10 protein-coding genes are annotated in these 19,009 nt (G+C 65.4%); 2 read left to right on the forward strand and 8 right to left on the reverse strand.

The genetic code is table 11. The annotated features are described in order from the left end of the window. Window positions 1-52: 52 nt before the first annotated feature. Entirely contained in the window at window positions 53-1,807 is a 1,755-nt protein-coding gene (locus M2352_RS26125) for an O-linked N-acetylglucosamine transferase family protein (protein WP_264667457.1), read from the reverse strand. A 140-nt stretch (window positions 1,808-1,947) separates the two neighbouring features. On the opposite strand from M2352_RS26125, the gene M2352_RS26130 reads away from it, so the two are divergent. Then, window positions 1,948-3,144: a glycosyltransferase family 4 protein gene (locus M2352_RS26130; RefSeq protein WP_264667458.1), complete on the forward strand. Its 1,197-nt coding sequence runs from the start codon at window positions 1,948-1,950 to the stop codon at window positions 3,142-3,144. On the opposite strand, the gene rfbA is transcribed toward M2352_RS26130, so the two are convergent. Genes rfbA through rfbB form a run of 3 tightly spaced genes read right to left on the reverse strand, consistent with a single transcriptional unit; the run spans window position 3,111 to window position 6,019 of the window. Beyond that, window positions 3,111-3,983 (reverse strand): glucose-1-phosphate thymidylyltransferase RfbA, encoded by an 873-nt coding sequence (gene rfbA / locus M2352_RS26135; protein WP_264667459.1) that lies wholly within the window; start codon window positions 3,981-3,983, stop codon window positions 3,111-3,113. The genes M2352_RS26130 and rfbA overlap by 34 nt on opposite strands. Before the next feature lie 48 nt (window positions 3,984-4,031). Continuing rightward, complete coding sequence (rfbD, locus tag M2352_RS26140) at window positions 4,032-4,928, reverse strand: dTDP-4-dehydrorhamnose reductase (RefSeq protein WP_264667460.1); 897 nt, start codon at window positions 4,926-4,928, stop codon at window positions 4,032-4,034. Between the two features lie 14 nt (window positions 4,929-4,942). Next, window positions 4,943-6,019: a dTDP-glucose 4,6-dehydratase gene (rfbB, locus tag M2352_RS26145; protein ID WP_264667461.1), complete on the reverse strand. Its 1,077-nt coding sequence runs from the start codon at window positions 6,017-6,019 to the stop codon at window positions 4,943-4,945. 683 nt (window positions 6,020-6,702) lie between these two features. Between rfbB and M2352_RS26150 the strand changes: the two genes are divergently transcribed. Next, window positions 6,703-13,089 carry a calcium-binding protein gene (locus tag M2352_RS26150; protein ID WP_264667462.1) on the forward strand — a complete coding sequence of 2,129 codons (6,387 nt, stop codon included), beginning with the start codon at window positions 6,703-6,705 and terminating at the stop codon, window positions 13,087-13,089. A 160-nt stretch (window positions 13,090-13,249) separates the two neighbouring features. On the opposite strand, the gene M2352_RS26155 is transcribed toward M2352_RS26150, so the two are convergent. The 4 genes from M2352_RS26155 to M2352_RS26170 all read right to left on the reverse strand — a co-directional run bounded on the left by M2352_RS26155 (window position 13,250) and on the right by M2352_RS26170 (window position 19,006). Further along, the gene (locus M2352_RS26155) at window positions 13,250-15,571 is read right to left on the reverse strand and encodes a tetratricopeptide repeat protein (protein WP_264667463.1); all 2,322 of its coding nucleotides are present in this window, start codon (window positions 15,569-15,571) and stop codon (window positions 13,250-13,252) included. A gap of 550 nt (window positions 15,572-16,121) precedes the next feature. Next, on the reverse strand, window positions 16,122-17,162 hold the full coding sequence (locus tag M2352_RS26160; RefSeq protein ID WP_264667464.1) for a zinc-binding dehydrogenase: 1,041 nt from the start codon (window positions 17,160-17,162) through the stop codon (window positions 16,122-16,124). Window positions 17,163-17,183: 21 nt separating this feature from the next. Further along, on the reverse strand, window positions 17,184-18,125 hold the full coding sequence (locus M2352_RS26165) for a transketolase family protein (RefSeq protein ID WP_264667465.1): 942 nt from the start codon (window positions 18,123-18,125) through the stop codon (window positions 17,184-17,186). Beyond that, the gene (locus M2352_RS26170) at window positions 18,122-19,006 is read right to left on the reverse strand and encodes a transketolase (RefSeq protein WP_264667466.1); all 885 of its coding nucleotides are present in this window, start codon (window positions 19,004-19,006) and stop codon (window positions 18,122-18,124) included. Before M2352_RS26170 ends, M2352_RS26165 begins: the two co-directional genes overlap by 4 nt. Window positions 19,007-19,009: the final 3 nt, after the last annotated feature.

Below are 19,009 nucleotides of genomic sequence, written 5' to 3' on the forward strand. Positions count from 1 at the left end.
CGGCCGCCATGTTTGTCAACCAGCTTTTACTGACCGCTCAAGACAGCAGCTATCATTGCCTGGAAATCGAGCGCTCGACCAGGGTTTCGACTGCCCTCCAAAAGTGGCCGGACAGGCTGGGCGCGGCCGGAAAACCGGGCGGGCGGGCGGTCCGGATCCGCTGTGCGTCGTGGGCCCGCAGGCCGGCGTCCAGGCCCAAGGCGACAGCGCGGGTGATATAGTCATCCACCGTACCGGTTACCATATGGTCCAACCCCAGTCCGCGCAGGAAGCCGGCGCTCTGGCGGCAGCGTGCGGACACGCCCTCCAGAGCCACGACCGGACAGTCGCACAGCAGCGGATCCACGATGGACACGGCCCCGGAGAAGGGGAAGCTGTCCAGATAGATGTCGGCCTCGCTCAAGAGCCCCAGAATGGCCGCGCGTGTTTCGAAGGTCGAGAACAGCGTGACACGGCTCTTGGGAATGCCGTTGGCCGCGAACTGCTGGTAGAGGTACGTGGCGCAGAGAGAATATTCGTAGCTGGTGCTCCAGTTCCTGTTGAACGGATACAGCGCCAGACGTGCTTCCGGCACCCGGCTCAGGATTTCCGACCATACGGCCAGCAGTTCGGGGGTGATCTTGTGCAGGTTGGCCCCCGACACGAATACCGGCTCGCTCCCCGTCAGGCCCAGACGCTGGCGCAGGCCCACGCTGGCAGGCGATAGCGGCGGGCCGCTGAAGTCGTAGACGTTGATGGAGCCGGGGGCCAGCACCAGGGTCTCGCTGTACTGGTCCGCGGCGGCGTGGCTTTCGTTCAGCGCCCCGGTGAAATAGGCGTCGAAGGTCGGCAGGCCGGTGGTGATGGGGAACAGGGTGGTCGCGATCTGCAGCGGTGCGATCCGATGGGCGCCGACGACCCACGGGATGTTGTTCAGGCCGCAGATGTTCTTTCCCATCAGGAGGATGTCCAACTCGTCGGCGCGCAGCCGGCGCACGATGTCGTCGGGCTCCTCGCTGTCGAGCAGGACGAAGCGGTCGAAATCGGCCTTCATCCGTTCCTCACCGCTGTCGCGGGCCTCGCTCAGGGCATAGAGGGTGATTTCATACCGGCTGCGGTCATAGGGCAGCAGGTGGGCGCGCAACGCCGCCACCTCCGAGGCGTTGTTGAAGACGTTGCGGAACACCCCCACACGGCGCCGTGCCCCGGTCCGGACCTGCCGGGGCGGGTCGAGCGCAACCGGCTTTCCCAGACGCTGGAGCAGCATGGTCGTCAGCCGCGCCCGGACCTTGGCCAGCGGCGCCAGATTGTGGTCGGCGAAATAGAGCGGCAGCATGTTGCAGGTGCTGACGGCCTTTTCCAGCAGAAAGCCCGCATCCTCCCGTCCCGCATGACGGTGAACATGGGCTTCCACCCCCGGCAGCAGCCATTCCATCAGCCGGACATGCCGGGTCACGTCACCCGCGGCGGGAAACATGATCGGGGCATAATTCAGCAGGGGAACGATCAATCCGCTGGCGGCCGGCGTGATATTGAACAGCGCAGCCGGCAGCTCCAGCTCGAAAGGGTAGTGGTCCACCAGATCCGCCAAATAGCGCGGCAGCCCGGCGACGCTGTTTCCGGCGCCAGGGGTGGGCGGATGGGGGGCGATGCCCGCCTGACGCCGTACCTGGATGGCGCCATGGGCCTGGATCTGCGCGATCGTTCCCGTCAGCTCGGCAAGGGCGGAAAACGTCAGCGGCACCTCTGCGGCGCGGCGGCGAACGGTGTCGCACGCCTCCTGAATGGCGCCAGGGTTTCCGGTTTGCATGATGCTGGCAATGTCCATGGCCCTGTTCCGGCACGGGTGGGGTGGTTGACGCGGGTCGGCTGTTTGTAATGGAGCGGCGGACCTGACGCCAGTACAGTTGCCGTCCATCCGCCCGCCCCGCAACCGGGGAACGGGCCGTTCCCTTTGCTGGATCACCCATGCCGCCGGATACACCGCCCGCTCCCTTGGCCGCACCCGCCGTCCGCCGTCTTCTGGTCTGGCATTGGGGCCGGCGGGGGGGCGGGCCGCGCTATACGCTGGAAATGGCGCGCGCCCTCGCGGCACGGACCGACGTGGAACTGCACCTGTCCTATTCGCGCCAATCGGAACTGGCCGGGGACATGGCGGACCTGGCCCGCGCTGCCGGACGCCCCGGGTTGCCGGTGGACACGTACACCGGGGCGGCCAGTGCCGGGCTGGCGACCCTCCGCCTGCCTTGGCTGATTGCACGGTTCGCGGCCTATATGCGGGCCAACCGCATCGACACCGTGGTCTGCACCATGGGCCATGTGTGGAATGCTGCGGTCTCGCCGGTGATCCGGCGAACGGGCGCGGCATACGCGCTGGTCCTGCATGACGCCCAGGCCCATCCGGGAGAGGAGAACGCTCTGCTCGATACCCTGGCGCGGTGGGACGTGGCCCGGGCGGACCGTGTGGTGGTGCTGTCGGAGCATGTGCGTGCCCTGGCCATGGCCCGCTTCGGCCTGCCGTCTGAACGGCTGACGTTGTTGTCCCATGGAGCCACGGCATTCCCGGGGTTGCTTCCATCTCTGCGCCAGCCGCCGGCAGGGCGTCCGTGGCGGCTGCTGTTCTTCGGGCGCATCCTAGCCTACAAGGGCTTTGATCTTCTGCTCGACACCTATGAGCGGCTTCGCCGCCGCTTTGGAGACAGGGTCGAGCTGCTGGTGGCCGGAAATGGCGATACCGCCCCCTTTGCCGCCCGGTTGGCTGCGCTTCCCGGCATCACACTCGACAACCGCTGGATCGCCGAAGACGAGATTGGCCCCATTCTGAACCGTGCCGACCTTCTGCTTCTTCCCTATCGGGAAGCCAGTCAGTCGGGTGTGGCACCGGGGGCCGCTATGGGCGGGTTGCCGGCGGTGGCGACACCGGTGGGCGGTCTGAACGAGCAGGTTCTCGACGGGAGGACAGGGCGGATCGCCGCTGCGGTGGATGCCGACGCCATGGCCGCCGCCGCCGCATCCCTGATCGAGGACGAAGCCCTGTACCGCCGCTGTTCCCAGGGCGCGCTGGACTTCGCACGGAATGCCTTGTCGTGGGACCGGGCGGCGGATGGGCTGATGGCGGCGGTGTCCGCCTGTCACACCGTGCCGGCGGCCACGCGGAGCAGATAGCGCCCGTAGTCGTTCTTTAGCAGCGGCTGTGCCAACCGTTCCAGGGCGGCGGCGTCGATGAAACCGGCGCGGAAGGCGATTTCCTCCAGGCACGCGATTTTCAGGCCCTGGCGCTGCTCGACGGTCTGAACGAACTGGCTGGCGGCCAACAGACTGTCGTGGGTGCCTGTATCCAGCCAGGCATGGCCGCGGCCCAACCGTTCGACCCGCAGGGAGCCGTCCTCCAGATAGAATCGGTTGACGTCGGTGATCTCCAGTTCACCCCGGGTGGACGGGCGGATGTCTGCGGCCACGTCCGATACGCGCCCATCGTAGAAATAGAGCCCCGTCACCGCCATGTTGGAGCGGGGAGTGGCGGGCTTCTCTTCGATGCTGACGGCGCGGCCCGTTTCGTCGAAGGCGACAACCCCATAGCGCTCCGGGTCGCTGACCGGGTAGCCGAACACCGTCGCCCCCCGGTCCAGGGTTGCGGCCTGTTTCAGTACCCGGTCCAGACCGTGACCGTAGAAAATATTGTCACCGAGAATCAGACAGCAGGGCTTGCCGCCGATGAACTCCCGCCCGATCAGGAACGCCTGCGCCAGCCCCTCGGGGCGTGGCTGGATGGCGTACTGCAGGGAGACGCCCCATTGCGATCCATCTCCCAGCAGCGCCTGAAACAGCGCCTGGTCCTGGGGGGTGGTGATGATCAGGATGTCCCGGATGCCGGCCATCATCAGCACCGACAGGGGATAATAGATCATCGGTTTGTCGTAGATGGGCAGAAGCTGTTTGCTGACCACGGTGGTCACGGGATAGAGCCGCGTGCCCGATCCGCCCGCCAGGATGATTCCCTTCATCGCTCCCCCATTCCCCGGTCGTTCATGATGCCGTTGCTTGGTGGTGTATCAGGATGCGCACAGCCGTTCCATCACCGCCGCCAGCGACCGCCGCCAGTCCGGTTGCGGAATGCCGTGGCGCTCCCGGATGCGGCGGCAGTCCAGCACCGAGTGAGCCGGCCGCCGGGCCGGGGTGGGAAAGTCGGATGTGGCGATGGCGTCGATCTGTGGGGGCGGCAGGCCGGTCAGCCGTTCCCGTTCGTCGAATATGGCGGTGGCGAAGCCATGCCATGTGGTCGCCTCGGCGCTGGTGTAATGGAAGACGCCGGTCGATCGGGGATCATCGTCCGCCGCCAGCCGCCGTGCCACGGTGACCGCGGCTTCGGCAATATCGGCGGCGGCGGTTGGGCAGCCGGTCTGGTCGGCGACGACCCGCAGATGGTTCCGTTCGCTGCCCAGCCGCAGCATGGTGCGGACGAAGTTGTTTCCATGGGAAGCGAAGACCCACGACGTGCGCACGATCGCATGGCGGGGCAGAACGGCGGCAACCGCCCGTTCCCCGTCCCGTTTGCTCAAGCCGTAAAGATTGATCGGGGCGGTGGGGTCGTCTTCCCCATAAGCGCCGCTGCCGGTGCCATCGAACACATAGTCGGTGGACAGATGCACCAGCGGCAGGCCGGCGCGCATGCACGCCTCGGCGACGTGGCGCGGGCCGTCGCGGTTGACGGCGAAAGCAGTGTCCCGGTCGCTTTCCGCCCGGTCCACGGCGGTGTAGGCCGCCGCGTTGATGACGGCGGAGCACCCCGACGCTCTGACAGCGGCGTGGATGGCATCCGGGTCGGTCAGGTCGGCCTGACGACGGGAGAGGGCGGCAATCCCGATGCGCCGCCCGCCCCTGTCCGCCGCATCCAGGGCACGCAATTCGGTTCCGACCTGTCCGTCCGCTCCGAGAACCAGAATCCGCATGGAGTGGCGCTTTCTCAGCCCTTGACCGGGGTGGTGGCGCCCAGCCCCAGGCGGGTGCCGGTGTAAACCGATCCGCGAATTGCCTGCCACCAGTCCTGTTGTTCCAGGTACCATGTGACGGTGCGCCGCAGACCGGACGCGAAATCCTCCTGCGGAGCCCACTCCAGCTCCGCCCGGACTTTCGACGGATCGATGGCATACCGCTGGTCGTGGCCGGGACGGTCGGTAACGAAACGGATCAGCGAGCGGCGGGGCGGGGTACCGGGTGGGTTGGGGGCCAAGTCATCCACCAGATCGCAAATGGCCTCGACCACATCGATGTTCCGGCGTTCGCTGTCACCCCCGATATTATAGGATTCCCCGACCCGGCCGCGGGTCAGCACGGTCCACAGGGCGCGGGCGTGATCGTCCACATACAGCCAGTCGCGCACGTTGTCGCCGCGCCCGTAGACCGGCAGCGGCTTTCCTTCCAGCGCGTTGATGGTGATCAGCGGAATCAGCTTTTCGGGAAACTGGAAGGGGCCGTAATTGTTCGAACAGTTGCTGGTGACGACCGGCAATCCATAGGTGTGGTGCCAGGCACGCACCAGATGATCCGACCCCGCCTTGCTGGCGGAATAGGGCGAGTTGGGCTGATACGGGGTTTCTTCCGTAAAGCGTCCGCCCATCCCCAGGCTGCCGAACACCTCGTCCGTGGAGACGTGGTGAAAGCGGAAGGCCTCCTTGGCTGCTCCATCCAATCCGCGCCAATACGCAAGCGCTGCGTCCAGCAGCACGAAGGTGCCCACCAGATTCGTCTGAATGAAGGCGGACGGTCCGTCGATGGAGCGGTCAACATGGGATTCCGCCGCCAGATGCATGACCGCATCCGGGCGATGACGGGCCAGGATCCCTGCCACCGCCGCGGCGTCGCAGATATCGGCGTGCTCGAACGTATAGCGCGGATCGGATTCGACCGCGGCGAGGGCGCCGGGAACCGCGGCATAGGTCAGCTTGTCCAGATTGACCACATGGGCGCTGGTCTGGGCGATCAGGTAACGGATGACGGCGGAACCGATGAACCCGGAACCGCCCGTGACGAGCAGCTTCACCGTGCAGGAGCTTTCTGTGGTCAGGGCGATGGCCCGTCTTTCCTAGCGCATCGGGCAGGGCGCGCGCGACAGGAAAGAGTGCTTCTCATACCAAGGAGGCCGGCGAAGGAGGCCGGAAGCGTCCTGAGTATCCGGCCGGGGCGCGGGGGGTGGTCGGCACGATGCCGGCCACCGAATCAGAGAGTGGCGGAAGAAACAATACCGGCGCTGATCTAATACGCGGGCCTCCCTCGTGGAATCGCGTGCAAGCAAGGCTGATGGTTATGCTTTGCGATAACACGATGCTGTTCAGAACGAGGGCATAAGCCTTTCCACATCCCCCGGGAAGGCCGGTGTGATTGGATTGCTACATCCTTGGGCCGGTTTCTTGAAGCAGTTGCGGCCCTTCGCAAGATCGGGTAATTAAGGCTTTGGTGGTTGGAGCTCCTTTTGGGTGCTTCAAGCCGCTTGCGCGTGCGCATTAAACACGACAGACCCGCAGAAACGCTACCTAGGCTGCCGCAGAAGGAAAAATACCGATGGCCAACGTATTCACCGCTTCTTCTGGAGGTACTACAGCGTCGGTCCAAAGTTTGGATTCAATCTTCGGCAGTTCTAGTACGGACGTTATTACCCTGGGTAATGCCGGTAATACGTCGTTCGTTCAGAATGTCGATACGCTGACCGGTTCTCTGAACACCGACGTGGTGGTTCTTTCGAACACCGCGGGGGCCCCGACCGTTCTGTCGAACATCGATACCGTGTCTGGCTTCAACGCCGGCGGCTTCGCGGTTCTCGACAACGCCGGTTCGACCATCACCGCGTCCCAGGTTGCGACCCTGCTGGGTGGCACTGGTACCGATGTGGTGACCCTGGGCAACGCTGGCAACACCTCGCTCGTCCGCTGGGTGGAAACCCTGACCGGCGGCACGGGCGGCGATTTCGTCCTCCTGGGCAACCTGGGCAACACCACGACCGTGAGCGGCGTGGAAACCCTGCTGGCATCGCTGAACACCGATGTCATCACCCTGGGCGACAACGGCAACACGATCGTCATCCGCGACGTCGAAACCCTGACGGGTGGCACGGGCCGGGACAAGATCCTGCTGGGCAACCGCGGCAACACCACCGTGGTTTCGGGCGTCGAAACCATCCTCGGCGGCACGGGCAGCGACTTCATCACCATCACCAACGCGGGCCTGACGGTCACGGTGTCGGGTGTTGATACCCTGCTGGGCGGCGACAACACCGATGTCGTCACGCTGACCAACGAATCGGCGGCGACCAACGTCATCACCGTTCGCAGCCTGGAAACCCTGACCGGCAGTGCCGGCGCGGACTTCGTGCTCCTGGGCAACCGCGGCAACACCACGACCGTGAGCGGCGTGGAAACCCTGCTGGGCTCGCTGAACACCGACGTCATCACCCTGGGCAATGCCGGCAACACCACGATCCTGCGTGGCGTCGAGACCCTGACGGGTGGCCTGAACACCGATGTGGTCCTGCTCGGCAATCTGGGCAACACCACGGTTCTGTCGGGTATTGAGACTCTGGCGGGTTCGCTGAACACCGACGTCATCACCCTGGGCAACTCCGGCAACACCACGGTGATCTCGGCGGTTGAAACCCTCACCGGCGGTGCGAACACCGACGTCGTGACCATCAGCAACACGACGGTCCTGGTGAGCGGCATCGACACCCTGACCGGTGCCGGCCGCACCTTCGTCAACCTGGACAATGCCGGCAACACCACCTTTGCCGTTGGCATCGACACCCTGCTGGGTGGCGTGAACACCGACGTCATCACCCTGGGCAACGCCGGCTCGACCATCATCGCAGCGGCCCTGGAAACCATCAGCGGCGGCCGGGGCACCGATGTGGTCCTGCTCGGCAACCGTGGCAACACCACGACCATCCAGGGCCTGGATACCGTCTTCGGTTCGCTGAACACCGACGTCATCATCCTGGGCGGCGCTGGCTCGACCACGGTGATTTCGGGTGTTGAAACCCTGACCGGTGGCGCGAACACCGATGCCATCACCCTGGGCAACACCGGCAACAGCGTGCTGGTTTCGGCCATCGAGACCATCACCGGCGGCACCGGCAACGACATCGTGGTGATCAACACCGATGCCGGTACCACGATGGTTGTGTCGGCTCTGGAAACCCTGACCGGTGGCGCGAACACCGATGTCATCACCCTGGGCAACGCCGGCTCGACCACCTTCGTGTCGGGTCTGGAAACCATCAGCGGTGGCACGGGTGCCGACTTCATCACCCTGACCAACGCCGGTTCGACCACCTTCGTGTCGGGTGTCGAAACCCTGCTGGGCGGCGCGAACACCGATGCCATCACCCTGGGCAACGCCGGTAACACCGTTCTGGTCCGCAGCCTGGAAACCCTGACGGGCGGCACGGGCAGCGATCTGGTTCTGCTGGGCAACCGCGGCAACACCACGACCGTCCAGTCGGTGGAAACCATCGTCGGTTCGCTGAACACCGACGTGATCACCCTGGGCAACAACGGCAACACCGTCACCGTTTCGGCCATCGAAACCCTGACGGGTTCGGCGAACACCGACGTTGTGTCCCTGGGCAATGCCGGTACCACCTTCGTCGTGTCGGGTGTTGAAACCGTCACCGGTGGCGCGGCTGCTGATTTCGTGATCATCAGCAACGCTGGCACGACCATGTTCGTGTCGTCGGTCGATACCCTGCTGGGTAGCGCGAACACCGACGTGATCACCCTGGGCAACGCCGGCAACACCGTCCTGGTGCGCGGTCTGGAAACCCTGAACGGTGGCACGGGCACGGACCTGATCCTGCTGGGCAACCAGGGCAACACCACGTTCGTGTCGTCGCTGGAAACCATCGTTGGTTCGCTGAACACCGACGTGATCACCCTGGGGGCCAACGGCAACACCCTGTCGGTTTCGGCTCTCGAAACCGTGGCGGGCTCGGCCAACACCGACGTCGTGGCGCTGGGTGCCGGTGGCAACACCGTGTTCGTGTCGTCGCTGGAAACCCTGACGGGTTCGGTCAACACCGACATCATCACCCTGGACAACACCGGTTCGACCACCTTCGTGTCGGGTCTGGAAACCCTGACGGGTGGTGCGAACACCGATGTGATCACCCTGGGCAACGCCGGCTCGACCACCTTCGCGTCGGGTCTGGAAACCATCACCGGCGGCACGGGTGCCGACTTCATCACGCTGAGCAACACGGGCTCGACGACGTTCGTCAGCGGTGTTGATACCCTGCTGGGTGGCGTGAACACCGATGTGATCACCCTGGGCAACAGCGGCAACACCATCCTGGTGCGCGGTCTGGAAACCCTCAATGGTGGCACGGGCAACGATGCGCTGCTGCTGGGCAACCAGGGCAACACCACGTTCGTGCAGTCGGTGGAAACCATCACCGGTTCGTTGAACACCGACGTGATCACCCTGGGGACCAACGGCAACACGACCCTGGTCGTGGCGCTGGAAACCCTGACGGGTGGTGCGAACACCGACGTGATCACGCTGGGCAATGCCGGTTCGACCACGTTCGTTCAGTCGGTGGAAACCATCACCGGCGGCACGGGTGCCGACTTCATCACGCTGAGCAATGTTGGTAACACCGTGCAGATTTCCCGCGTGGAAACTCTGCTGGGCAGCGCGAACACCGACGTGATCACCCTGGGCAACAGCGGCAACACCATCCTGGTGCGTGCTCTGGAAACCCTGACGGGCGGCACGGGCACCGATGTGGTTCTGCTGGGCAACCAGGGCAACACCACGACCATCCAGTCGGTGGAAGTCCTCACCGGTTCGCTGAACACCGACGTGATCACCCTGGGTGGCGCCGGCTCGACCGTTGCGGTCAGCGGTCTGGAAACCCTGTCGGGTTCGGCCAACACCGATGTGGTGACGCTGACTGCCGCCGGTACCACCATGTTCGTGTCGGCGCTGGAAACCCTGACGGGTTCGGTCAACACCGACGTGATCACGCTGGACAACAACGGTTCGACCACGTTCGTGTCGGCGCTGGAAACCCTGACGGGCGGCGCGAACACCGACGTGATCACGCTGGCCAACAGCGGTAACACGATCCTGGTCACGAGCATCGAGAGCCTGACGGGCGGCACGGGCGCCGATTTCGTCACGCTGACCAACGCGGGCTCGACGATGTTCATCAGCGGTGTCGATACCCTGCTGGGTAACACGGGCACCGACCTGATCACTCTGGGCAACAATGGCAACACCATCCTGGTGCGTGCTCTGGAAAGCCTGATGGGCGGCACGGGCAATGACGTGGTTTCTCTGGGCAACCAGGGCAACACGACGTTCATGTCCTCCATCGAAACCCTGACGGGTTCGGTCAACACCGACGCGATCACCCTGGGGACCAACGGCAACACGACCGTGGTTGTGGCGCTGGAAACCCTGACGGGCGGCGGCAACACCGACGTGATCACGCTGGGCAACGCCGGCAACACCACGTTCGTCGGCTCGCTGGAAACCATCACCGGCGGCACGGGTGCTGACTTCATCACCCTGAATGCCGATGGCAGCACGACCTTCGTGTCGGGCATCGAAACCCTGCTGGGTGGCGCGAACACCGACGTGATCGCCCTGGGCAACAGCGGCAACACCATCCTGGTGCGTGCTCTGGAAACCCTGTCGGGCGGCACGGGCACCGACGTGGTTTCTCTGGGCAACCAGGGCAACACGACGACCATCTTCAGTGTCGAAACCCTGCTGGGCAGCCTGAACACCGACGTGATCACGCTGGGCAACGCGGGCTCGACGGTGGCGGTCAGCGGCATCGAAAGCCTGTTCGCTTCGGTTAACACCGACGTGGTGAGCCTGGGCAACGCCGGCAGCACCATGTCGATTTCCGGCAACGTCGAAACCCTGACGGGCGGTGTGAACACCGACGTGATCACCCTGCTGGATGCCGGCAACACGGTTCAGGCCGTGGCGCTGGAAACCCTGACGGGTGGTGCGAACACCGACGTGATCACGCTGGGCAACGCCGGCAGCACCACGTTCGTGTCGGCGCTGGAAACCCTGACGGGTGGCACGGGCTCCGATTTCATCAGCCTCTCCAACGCCGGCAACACCACCTTTGTGGCTAGGCTGGAAACCCTGCTGGGCGGCACGGGCACCGACGTGATCACCCTGGGCAACACCGGCAACACCACGTTGGTGCGCGGCCTGGAAACCCTGACGGGTAGTGTGAATACCGACGTGATCACCCTGGGCAATCAGGGCAACACGACGACCATGGCTGGCATCGAAACCCTGACGGGCAGTGTGAACACCGACCTGATCACTCTGGGGACGACTGCCACCCTCGTGGGCAACACCACGTTCGTGTCCGGTATCGAAACCCTGGTGGGTTCGGCCAACACCGACGTGATCACGCTGGCGAATGCTGCTAACACGATGTCCGTGTATGGCCTTGAAAGCCTGACGGGTGGCACGGGCTCCGATTTCATCACCCTGCTGGATAACGGCAGCACGACCTTCGTGTCGGGTGTCGAAACCCTGCTGGGTGGTGCGAACACCGACGCCATCATCCTGAGTAACGTCGGCAACACCATCCTGGTGCGTGCTCTGGAAACCCTGGCGGGCGGCGGCAACACCGACGTGGTCACCCTGGGCAACCAGGGCAACACGACGCTGGTGAGTGGTCTCGAAACCCTCACGGGCAGCGTGAACACCGACCTGATCACTCTGGGGACGACTGCCACCTTCGTGGGCAACACCACGTTCGTGTCCGGTCTCGAAACCCTGGTGGGTTCGGCCAACACCGATGTGATCACGCTGGCGAACGTGGGTTCGACCCTGACCGTCCGCGGCATCGAAACCCTCACGGGTGGTGTGAACACCGATGCGATCGTGCTGGCGACCGATGCCACCTTCGTGGGTAACACCACGTTCGTGTCCGGTATCGAAATCCTGACGGGTTCGGCCAACACCGATGTGATCACGCTGGCGAACACCGGCTCGACCCTGTTCGTGAGCAGCATCGAGGCTCTGACCGGCGGCACCGGGACCGATATCGTCACCCTGAGCAACGCCGGTAACACCATCACGGTTTCCCGTCTCGAAACCCTGACGGGTAGCACGACCACGGATCTGGTTACGCTGGGCAATACCGGCAACACCACGTTCGTGTCCGGTATCGAAACCCTGGTGGGCTCGGCCAACACCGACGTGATCACGCTGTCGAACACGGGCTCGACCCTGTTCGTCCGTGGTCTCGAAACCCTCACGGGTGGTGTGGTCACCGACGTCGTGACCCTGACGACCGATGCTACCATCGTGGGCAACACCACGTTCGTGTCCGGTATCGAAACCCTGACGGGTTCGGCCAACACCGACGTGATCACGCTGTCGAACATTGCTTCGACCATGACCGTGATCGGTATCGAAGATCTGACCGGCGGCACCGGGACGGATGCCATCACCCTGACTGACGTCGGGAACACGATATCGGTGACCGGTATCGAAAGCCTGACGGGTGGTGCCAACACCGATGTGATCGTCTTCACCGGCTCGACCAATGTCACCTTCTGGGGTAAGGGTGGCATGGATGTGATCACGCTCGGCAGCGGCACCGATATAGTGCAGTTCGGTGCGACCAGCGACGGTGCGACTCTGGGCGGTACCACCGGCTTCGACCGGATTTCCAGCTTCTCCGCGTCGGATAGCATCCACCTGTTCTCTTCGCTGGTGTCTTCGGTGGGGAATGGCAATGACACTCTGAGTGGTCGGCAGACGTATTCCAGCATCAGCTCGGTCAGCTCCATCAACTGGGGTACGAACGAACTGGCGATCATCACCACCGGTATCACCACCAGCCTGGGTGGAACGACCCTGGACACGGCTGGCTTGGCGAATGACCTCACGTCCAACGGCGTCCCGACGTGGGGTACGTGGGGTGCGGCCAACGGCGGTATCCTGGTCCTCAACGACAGCACCAACACCGGTGTCTTCTTCGTCAAGGACGCCAACGGCAACGGTGTCGATGCGTCTGACTTCGCCCTGTTGGGTGTCTTCGACAGTGTTATCACCACTAGCACCCGCATCAGCTAAGGCTGCGCGGTCTGGAATGGGAATTGGGGGGTGGCCTTCGGGCCACCCCCTTTTTCTTTGTGCATGGGGTGCTGTTCTGAAACCCGGGCGCACGCAGCCTATCTCTCCATATCGTTCGTATGGAAAAGAGAAGGCGTAAATCGGGGAAAGCAAAAGGCGGTCAGACGTCCGCCGGCTGAACCGGCATCACCTGGATCGGGCGTGAGGGCTGGCCAGTGCGGTGCAGCATCCACATGGTTTCGAACGCCTGCTCCAAATGCCGGGCAAACCGGGGCGTATCATAGGCGGGCGTTGTCGCGCGACGGTCCAGCAACAGGCTGCGCAGCCCAGCCAGACGGGTCCGGCTACGGGCAAGCTCAAGGGCAAGAGCCTCATAGGCCGCTGCGGTGTCCGTCACCAGTTCGGGAACACCGAAAGCATGGAGCAGGCTGCCGGCCACGCGTGACGGGAATGTTTCCCCCGTACGGGTGACAAGGGGGCATCCCATCCACAAGGCATCGCTGCCGGTTGTGTGGGCCGTGTAGGGAAATGTGTCGAGGAACAGGTTCGCCACGGCGTAACGGGCCAGATGCTGGGCTTGCGGAATGATCGGAGCGGGAACCAGGCGGTTGGGATCGACACCGTGGGCCGCCGCCTCCCGCCGCAGTCCGGCGAGGGCTTCCTGGTTGTAAATCAGCAGCCAGAGAACGGAACCGGGGACGGCGCGCAGCAACCGCATCCAGATGCCGAACACGCCAGGCGTAATCTTGGCGGTATGATTGAAGCAGCAGAACACGAGGCCATCATCGGGCAGGCCGTATTCCGCTCTGGCCCGTGGCAGGGCGGCCATTTTCCTGTGATCGTTCACCTGATAGACATGGGGCAGGTGGACCAGCCGTTCCGTATAGAATGGTTGCTGGGCAGCCGGCACGGTGAAGGCATCGACGACGATGTAGTCCATGAAGTCGGCTCCCAGCGTGCCGGGATACCCCAGGTAATTGACCTGTATGGGAGCCGGACGCAGAGCCAGGACATCGATGCGGGCGTACCGGGTATGGCCCGAGAGATCGACCAGAATATCGACCCCATCAGCGTGAATCCGCTCAGCCGCCTCGGTGGAGGTGAGATCGTGCAAGCACCTCATGCCATCGACGGCGGCCTCGATCCGTCGGCGGATGGGTTGGCCGTGACCGTCGGGGCTCGTGGAATACCCCAGGATACGGAAGCGTGTGCGGTCGTGTTCTTCCAAAAGCCCGGTCACGAGATAGGCGACGGCATGATCGCGGAAATCCCCCGACAGGTATCCGATGGTCAGGATCGGCTTGTCCGGCTCGCCGGCCGGGCGGCGGAACCGATGGCGCCAGTCCGCAGCGCCGGCGGGAACGGCATCGGCTGAGACCCGCCGTGCGCACAGCAACTGTTCGGCCGGTGTCGATGGGATATAGGTGAAGGGGATGGGCAACACCTTTCCCCCCCGCTCGCGAACGAAACGGCGGGCACGCTCCACATCCCGTTCATAATCCCGCCACCGGGCGATGTTGAGTTTGAAGATGAACTTCTCGTGCGCGCCCCCCAGGTTGGGGTCGGCTTCCAGCGCCTTGTCATAAACATCCGCGGCGTCTCCCTGCCGGTTCAGGCGCTCCAGGACGATGCCGTGGTTGAAGTGGGCGACGGCATCGCCGGGGTTGACCACGGCGGCCCGCCGGAACCACCGTTCGGCTGCCGTGTTGTCGTTTTCGATCTCGTTGATCCGTGCCAGACCGGACAGGGTATCGAAGCGGGCAGGGTCCAGCGCTGCCGATTGCCGCAGGATGCCGGCGGCCTCATCCGCCTGCTCCAGACGGATCAGGCAATCCCCGGCCCCGTAAAACGCGTGACCGAACGATGGATCGATGCGGATGGCTTGGCGGAAGGCGGCGATCGCTTCCCTTGGCTCTCCCGCTTCCTTCCGTACCGTTCCCAGATTGTAGAGCAGGTAGATGTCCTGGGGCGACAAGGCGGCGGCCATGCGGTACGCGGCCACCGCCAAGGTTTTGCGCCCGGCCAGCCTTGCGGTTTCCCCCAGCTTCATCAGCACGGGAACGGTGCCCGCACCCGACAGGATGGCACGGCGCAATACCGTGACCGTCGCCGGTGTATCGCACGGGGACAAGCTCAACGCCATTCCCAGCATCGTCCAACCATTGCGATCGCCGGGGGCCAGCATGGTGGCGATGCGGCAGGCCGCGGCCATAGTGGCCAGGCGCCCGAGCTTCATCAGGCCGACAGCCAGATCGCGGTAGTAATGGGCGGTGAGAGGGGACAGGGCGATGGCCCGCCCGATCAAGGCGGTGGCGGTGCGTTCACGTTCCGTGGCGTGGTGAAGCAGACCCAACCCATGCAAGGCGTCATGGTGGAAGGGATCGTGAGCCAGCGACCGAAGATAAAGGGTTTCCGCCTCGGCCAGCCGCCCCGCGTCGTGATGGTGGCGGGCCTGAAGCGAGAGCAGGTCGGCCGGCGTCATGGAGGAGTCCTGTGTCCAGCTCATCGGAGAGGCCCACCACCGCCAGGAAGGAAGGGAATGGCGATTGTGGTGGATCGCGAACCGTACAACGGCGCCCGAGAAAGCGGCAAGCCGCCGTTCTCGCCCTCGTGATCCCATGCTCCCATGGCGGAACGGAGCGGGCGGAGTCGGCACCAAAGCCCATTCATGTCCGTGCACGGGTAAGTTTCGTGCGAACGTGGCGATGGGGGCTTGGTCCTGTGGGGAGCGGATCCTGCTCTGTGGGGGACACAGCCTGCCGCTGTGCTTGGCCATGGGTACAGGTGGCACGGGCCAGAGCGGTGGAGCGGGCAGCCGGGCTGGGTGGGAATGACCCGCTGGGGTGGAGCGGGCCGGCCTCCAGCCAGCTTTTTTGCATTACACGCCTGAAAATCAAAACTCTCGTTTTAATAATTTGGCAAAACCATATTACACTGCATGGCCGGATTTCCGGCTTGTTGGCTATCAACTTCAAAGGCCGCTTTTCCCAAAGCGGCCTTTTTTTCTGCCCGCAAGCCGGAGGCTTCCCGTATCAGGCCGGGCCCATGGCGATCAGGGGCCGGGCGGCGCGGCCCGATTCGAGGTCATCCAGGGCCTCATTGATCCGCTCCAGCGGATAGGGGGCGGACAGAAGCGGGGCTATGTCGATCTTGCCGGCACTCAGCAGGCGGCAATAGCGGGCGTAATCCCGGTCGGGGTCGCTGTCGCCGCCCCAGGTGCCCAGCAGGCGTTTGCCCTGGTTCAGCCATTGGGGGTCGATGGTCAGGGTCTCGCCGGCATGGGCGTTGCCCACCACGGCTGCCAGCCCGCCCTGAGCCCGCACGGCCGCCAGGGATTGCGCCATGACCGGTGGACGGCCGCTGGATTCGATGGCGATGTCGAGGCCGGCGGGGCAGAGCGCCTTGATGGCTGCCACCACGTCGCCCGACGATGCGTCAATCCCATGGGTGGCGCCCATGGTGCGGGCGATGTCCAGCTTGGCCGGCAGGATGTCCACGGCGATGATGGGGTCACAGCCGACGGCCCGCGCCGCGGCGATGGCGCACAGCCCGACGCCGCCGGCCCCGAACACGGCGATGCTCTGCCCCGGCCGTGCCGCGGCGGTGTTGAACACCACGCCCACGCCGGTGGGCACGGCGCAGCCCACCAGGGCCGCGGTGGCCAGGGGAAAGCCGTCGGGCAGCACCGTCAGGCGGCTGTCGCTGACCACCGCGTGGCGCTGGAACGTGGTGACCGGCCCGGCGTTCACCGCCCGTCCGGCCCAATCGTACCGGGTGCCCACCACGGTGGCCCCCGATCCCTTCAGCCACGACAGAACCACCTGGTCGCCGGGCTTGGTCTTGGTGACGCCGGGGCCGGTCTCCAGCACGGTTCCGCTGCCTTCGTGCCCCAGGCAGTGAGGCAGAAAGCGGTCGGGGCCGCGGTGGCCGCGGGCTTCCAGAATCTGGGTGTGGCACACGCCGCTGAAGGCCAGCTCGACCAGAACCTGGCCGGGGCGCAGGGCCGGCAGCCCCAGTTCCACCAGTTCCAGCGGGCGCCCGGTTTCCACCAGGATGGCGGCAAGGGTTTTCATGGGGTTCGCGATCCTTCTGTGTCAGACGGCGGCCAGCGCGGCGAGACGTCCGGCGATGGCGTCCGCCGTCAGGCCGAAATGGGCGCGGGCGTAGCCCTGTTTCCCGGCGGTGTGGAGGAATTCGTCACGGGTACCGAACCGGGCCAGCCGGGCGCGCACCGGCGGTGCCGTCAGGGGATCGCGGTCGGCCAGCCACTCGGCCACCGCCCCGCCCAGCCCGCCGATCAACGAATGCTCCTCCACCGTCGCCACCGCGCGGAAGCGGGCGAAGCTGTCTTCCAGCAGGGCCGTGTCCAGCGGCTTGACGGTGTGCAGGCTGACCAGCCGCACGGAAAAACCCTGGTCCCGCAGAAGGGCGGCGGTATCCCGCGCCACCGGCAGGATGGTGCCGGCGGCCAGCAGGCAGATGCCGTCCCCCTCGTCCACCACCAGCCCGCGGCCGATGGCGAAATCCGTCGGCACGCCGGTGTGCACCTGCGGCTCACCCTTCTTGCCGATGCGCAGATAGACCGGGCCATCGTGGGCCAGGGCGGCGCGCAGGGCGGCGCGCACCTCCCACGCGTCGGCGGGAGCGATGACGGTCATGCCGGGCAGGGCGCGGAGAAAGGCCATGTCCTCGCACGAATGGTGCGTGGCCCCCAGCGAGGCATAGCCAAGCCCCGAACCGACGCCGACGATCACCACCGGCGCCCGGTGGTAGCAGACATCGACGCGGATCTGCTCCAGGCAGCGGGTGGTGATGAAGGGGGTGATGGTGTAGGCCACGGGCCGCAGCCCCGACAGCGCCATGCCGGCGGCCATGCCGATCATGTTGGCCTCGGCCACCCCGGCGTTGAAGAAGCGTTCGGGGGCCGCGGCCTTGTACGGGTCGAACAGCCGGTTGCCGATGTCGCCCGACAGCAGGACGACGCGGGGGTCGGCGCCGGCCAGCCGGGTTATCTCGTCGGCGAATGCGTTTCTCATGCCCGCACCATGGGGGTGGCCGCCAGCATCGCTTCCTGCCCCAACTCTTTCAGGGCGGCGGCGGCCTCCTCGGCCTTGGGAATGCGGTAGTGCCAGTTGTTGTCGTCTTCCATGAAACTGACGCCCTTGCCCTTGACCGTGTGGGCGATCAGCGCCACGGGCCGCCCGGACCCGTCGGGAAGCCGGTCCATCAGGGCGGCCAGGGCGTCGGGATCGTGGCCGTCCACCTCGTGGGCGGACCAGCCGAAGGAGGCCCATTTGTCGCGCAAGGGGGCCAGCGCCAGCGTTTCGTCGCTGCGGCCCGTGGCCTGCCACTTGTTGTAATCGACGATGACGCAGACGTTGCCCAGCCGCTGGGCCGGGGCCAGCATGGCCGCCTCCCACACCGATCCCTCGTTGCATTCGCCGTCGGACAGCAGGGCGTAGACCCGGTGGTTCCGCCCCTGGATGCGCCCGGCCAGCGCCATGCCGAGCGCCATGGGCAGTCCATGGCCCAGCGAGCCGGTGGCCGCCTCCACCCCCGGCGCGCAGCCGGGGCCGGGGTGCTCGGCCAGCGCATCGCCGTTGCCGTTGTAGGTGGCCAGCCGGCTGGCGGGGAAGAAGCCGCGGTGGGCCAGGGCGGCGTAGAGCGTCACCGCCGCGTGCCCCTTGGACAGGATGAAGCGGTCGCGTTCCGGGGCTTCGGGCCGCTGCGGGTCCAGACGCAGCACCCGCCAATAGGCGGCGGCAACGATGTCGGCGCACGACAGGCACGACCCCAGATGGGGGGTGCCGGCGGTGTGGGACATCAGCACCGCCCGGGCGCGCAGACGGGCGGCCACATCGGCCAGCGTCCGGGGCGGCGGCAGGGCGTCGGCATGGTCGTGCCAGGGAAGAGACATGGC

Source organism: Azospirillum fermentarium, assembly GCF_025961205.1.
In the GTDB taxonomy this organism is placed as follows: domain Bacteria; phylum Pseudomonadota; class Alphaproteobacteria; order Azospirillales; family Azospirillaceae; genus Azospirillum; species Azospirillum fermentarium.

What these genes read in the sequence shown, in the direction of transcription:
- M2352_RS26165 (WP_264667465.1), bottom strand. Translation starts at nt 18,125, where the DNA reads ATGAGAAACGCATTCGCCGACGAGATAACCCGGCTGGCCGGCGCCGAC.
- M2352_RS26125 (WP_264667457.1), bottom strand. Translation starts at nt 1,807, where the DNA reads ATGGACATTGCCAGCATCATGCAAACCGGAAACCCTGGCGCCATTCAG.
- M2352_RS26155 (WP_264667463.1), bottom strand. Translation starts at nt 15,571, where the DNA reads ATGACGCCGGCCGACCTGCTCTCGCTTCAGGCCCGCCACCATCACGAC.
- rfbD (WP_264667460.1), bottom strand. Translation starts at nt 4,928, where the DNA reads ATGCGGATTCTGGTTCTCGGAGCGGACGGACAGGTCGGAACCGAATTG.
- M2352_RS26130 (WP_264667458.1), top strand. Translation starts at nt 1,948, where the DNA reads ATGCCGCCGGATACACCGCCCGCTCCCTTGGCCGCACCCGCCGTCCGC.
- rfbA (WP_264667459.1), bottom strand. Translation starts at nt 3,983, where the DNA reads ATGAAGGGAATCATCCTGGCGGGCGGATCGGGCACGCGGCTCTATCCC.
- M2352_RS26160 (WP_264667464.1), bottom strand. Translation starts at nt 17,162, where the DNA reads ATGAAAACCCTTGCCGCCATCCTGGTGGAAACCGGGCGCCCGCTGGAA.
- M2352_RS26170 (WP_264667466.1), bottom strand. Translation starts at nt 19,006, where the DNA reads ATGTCTCTTCCCTGGCACGACCATGCCGACGCCCTGCCGCCGCCCCGG.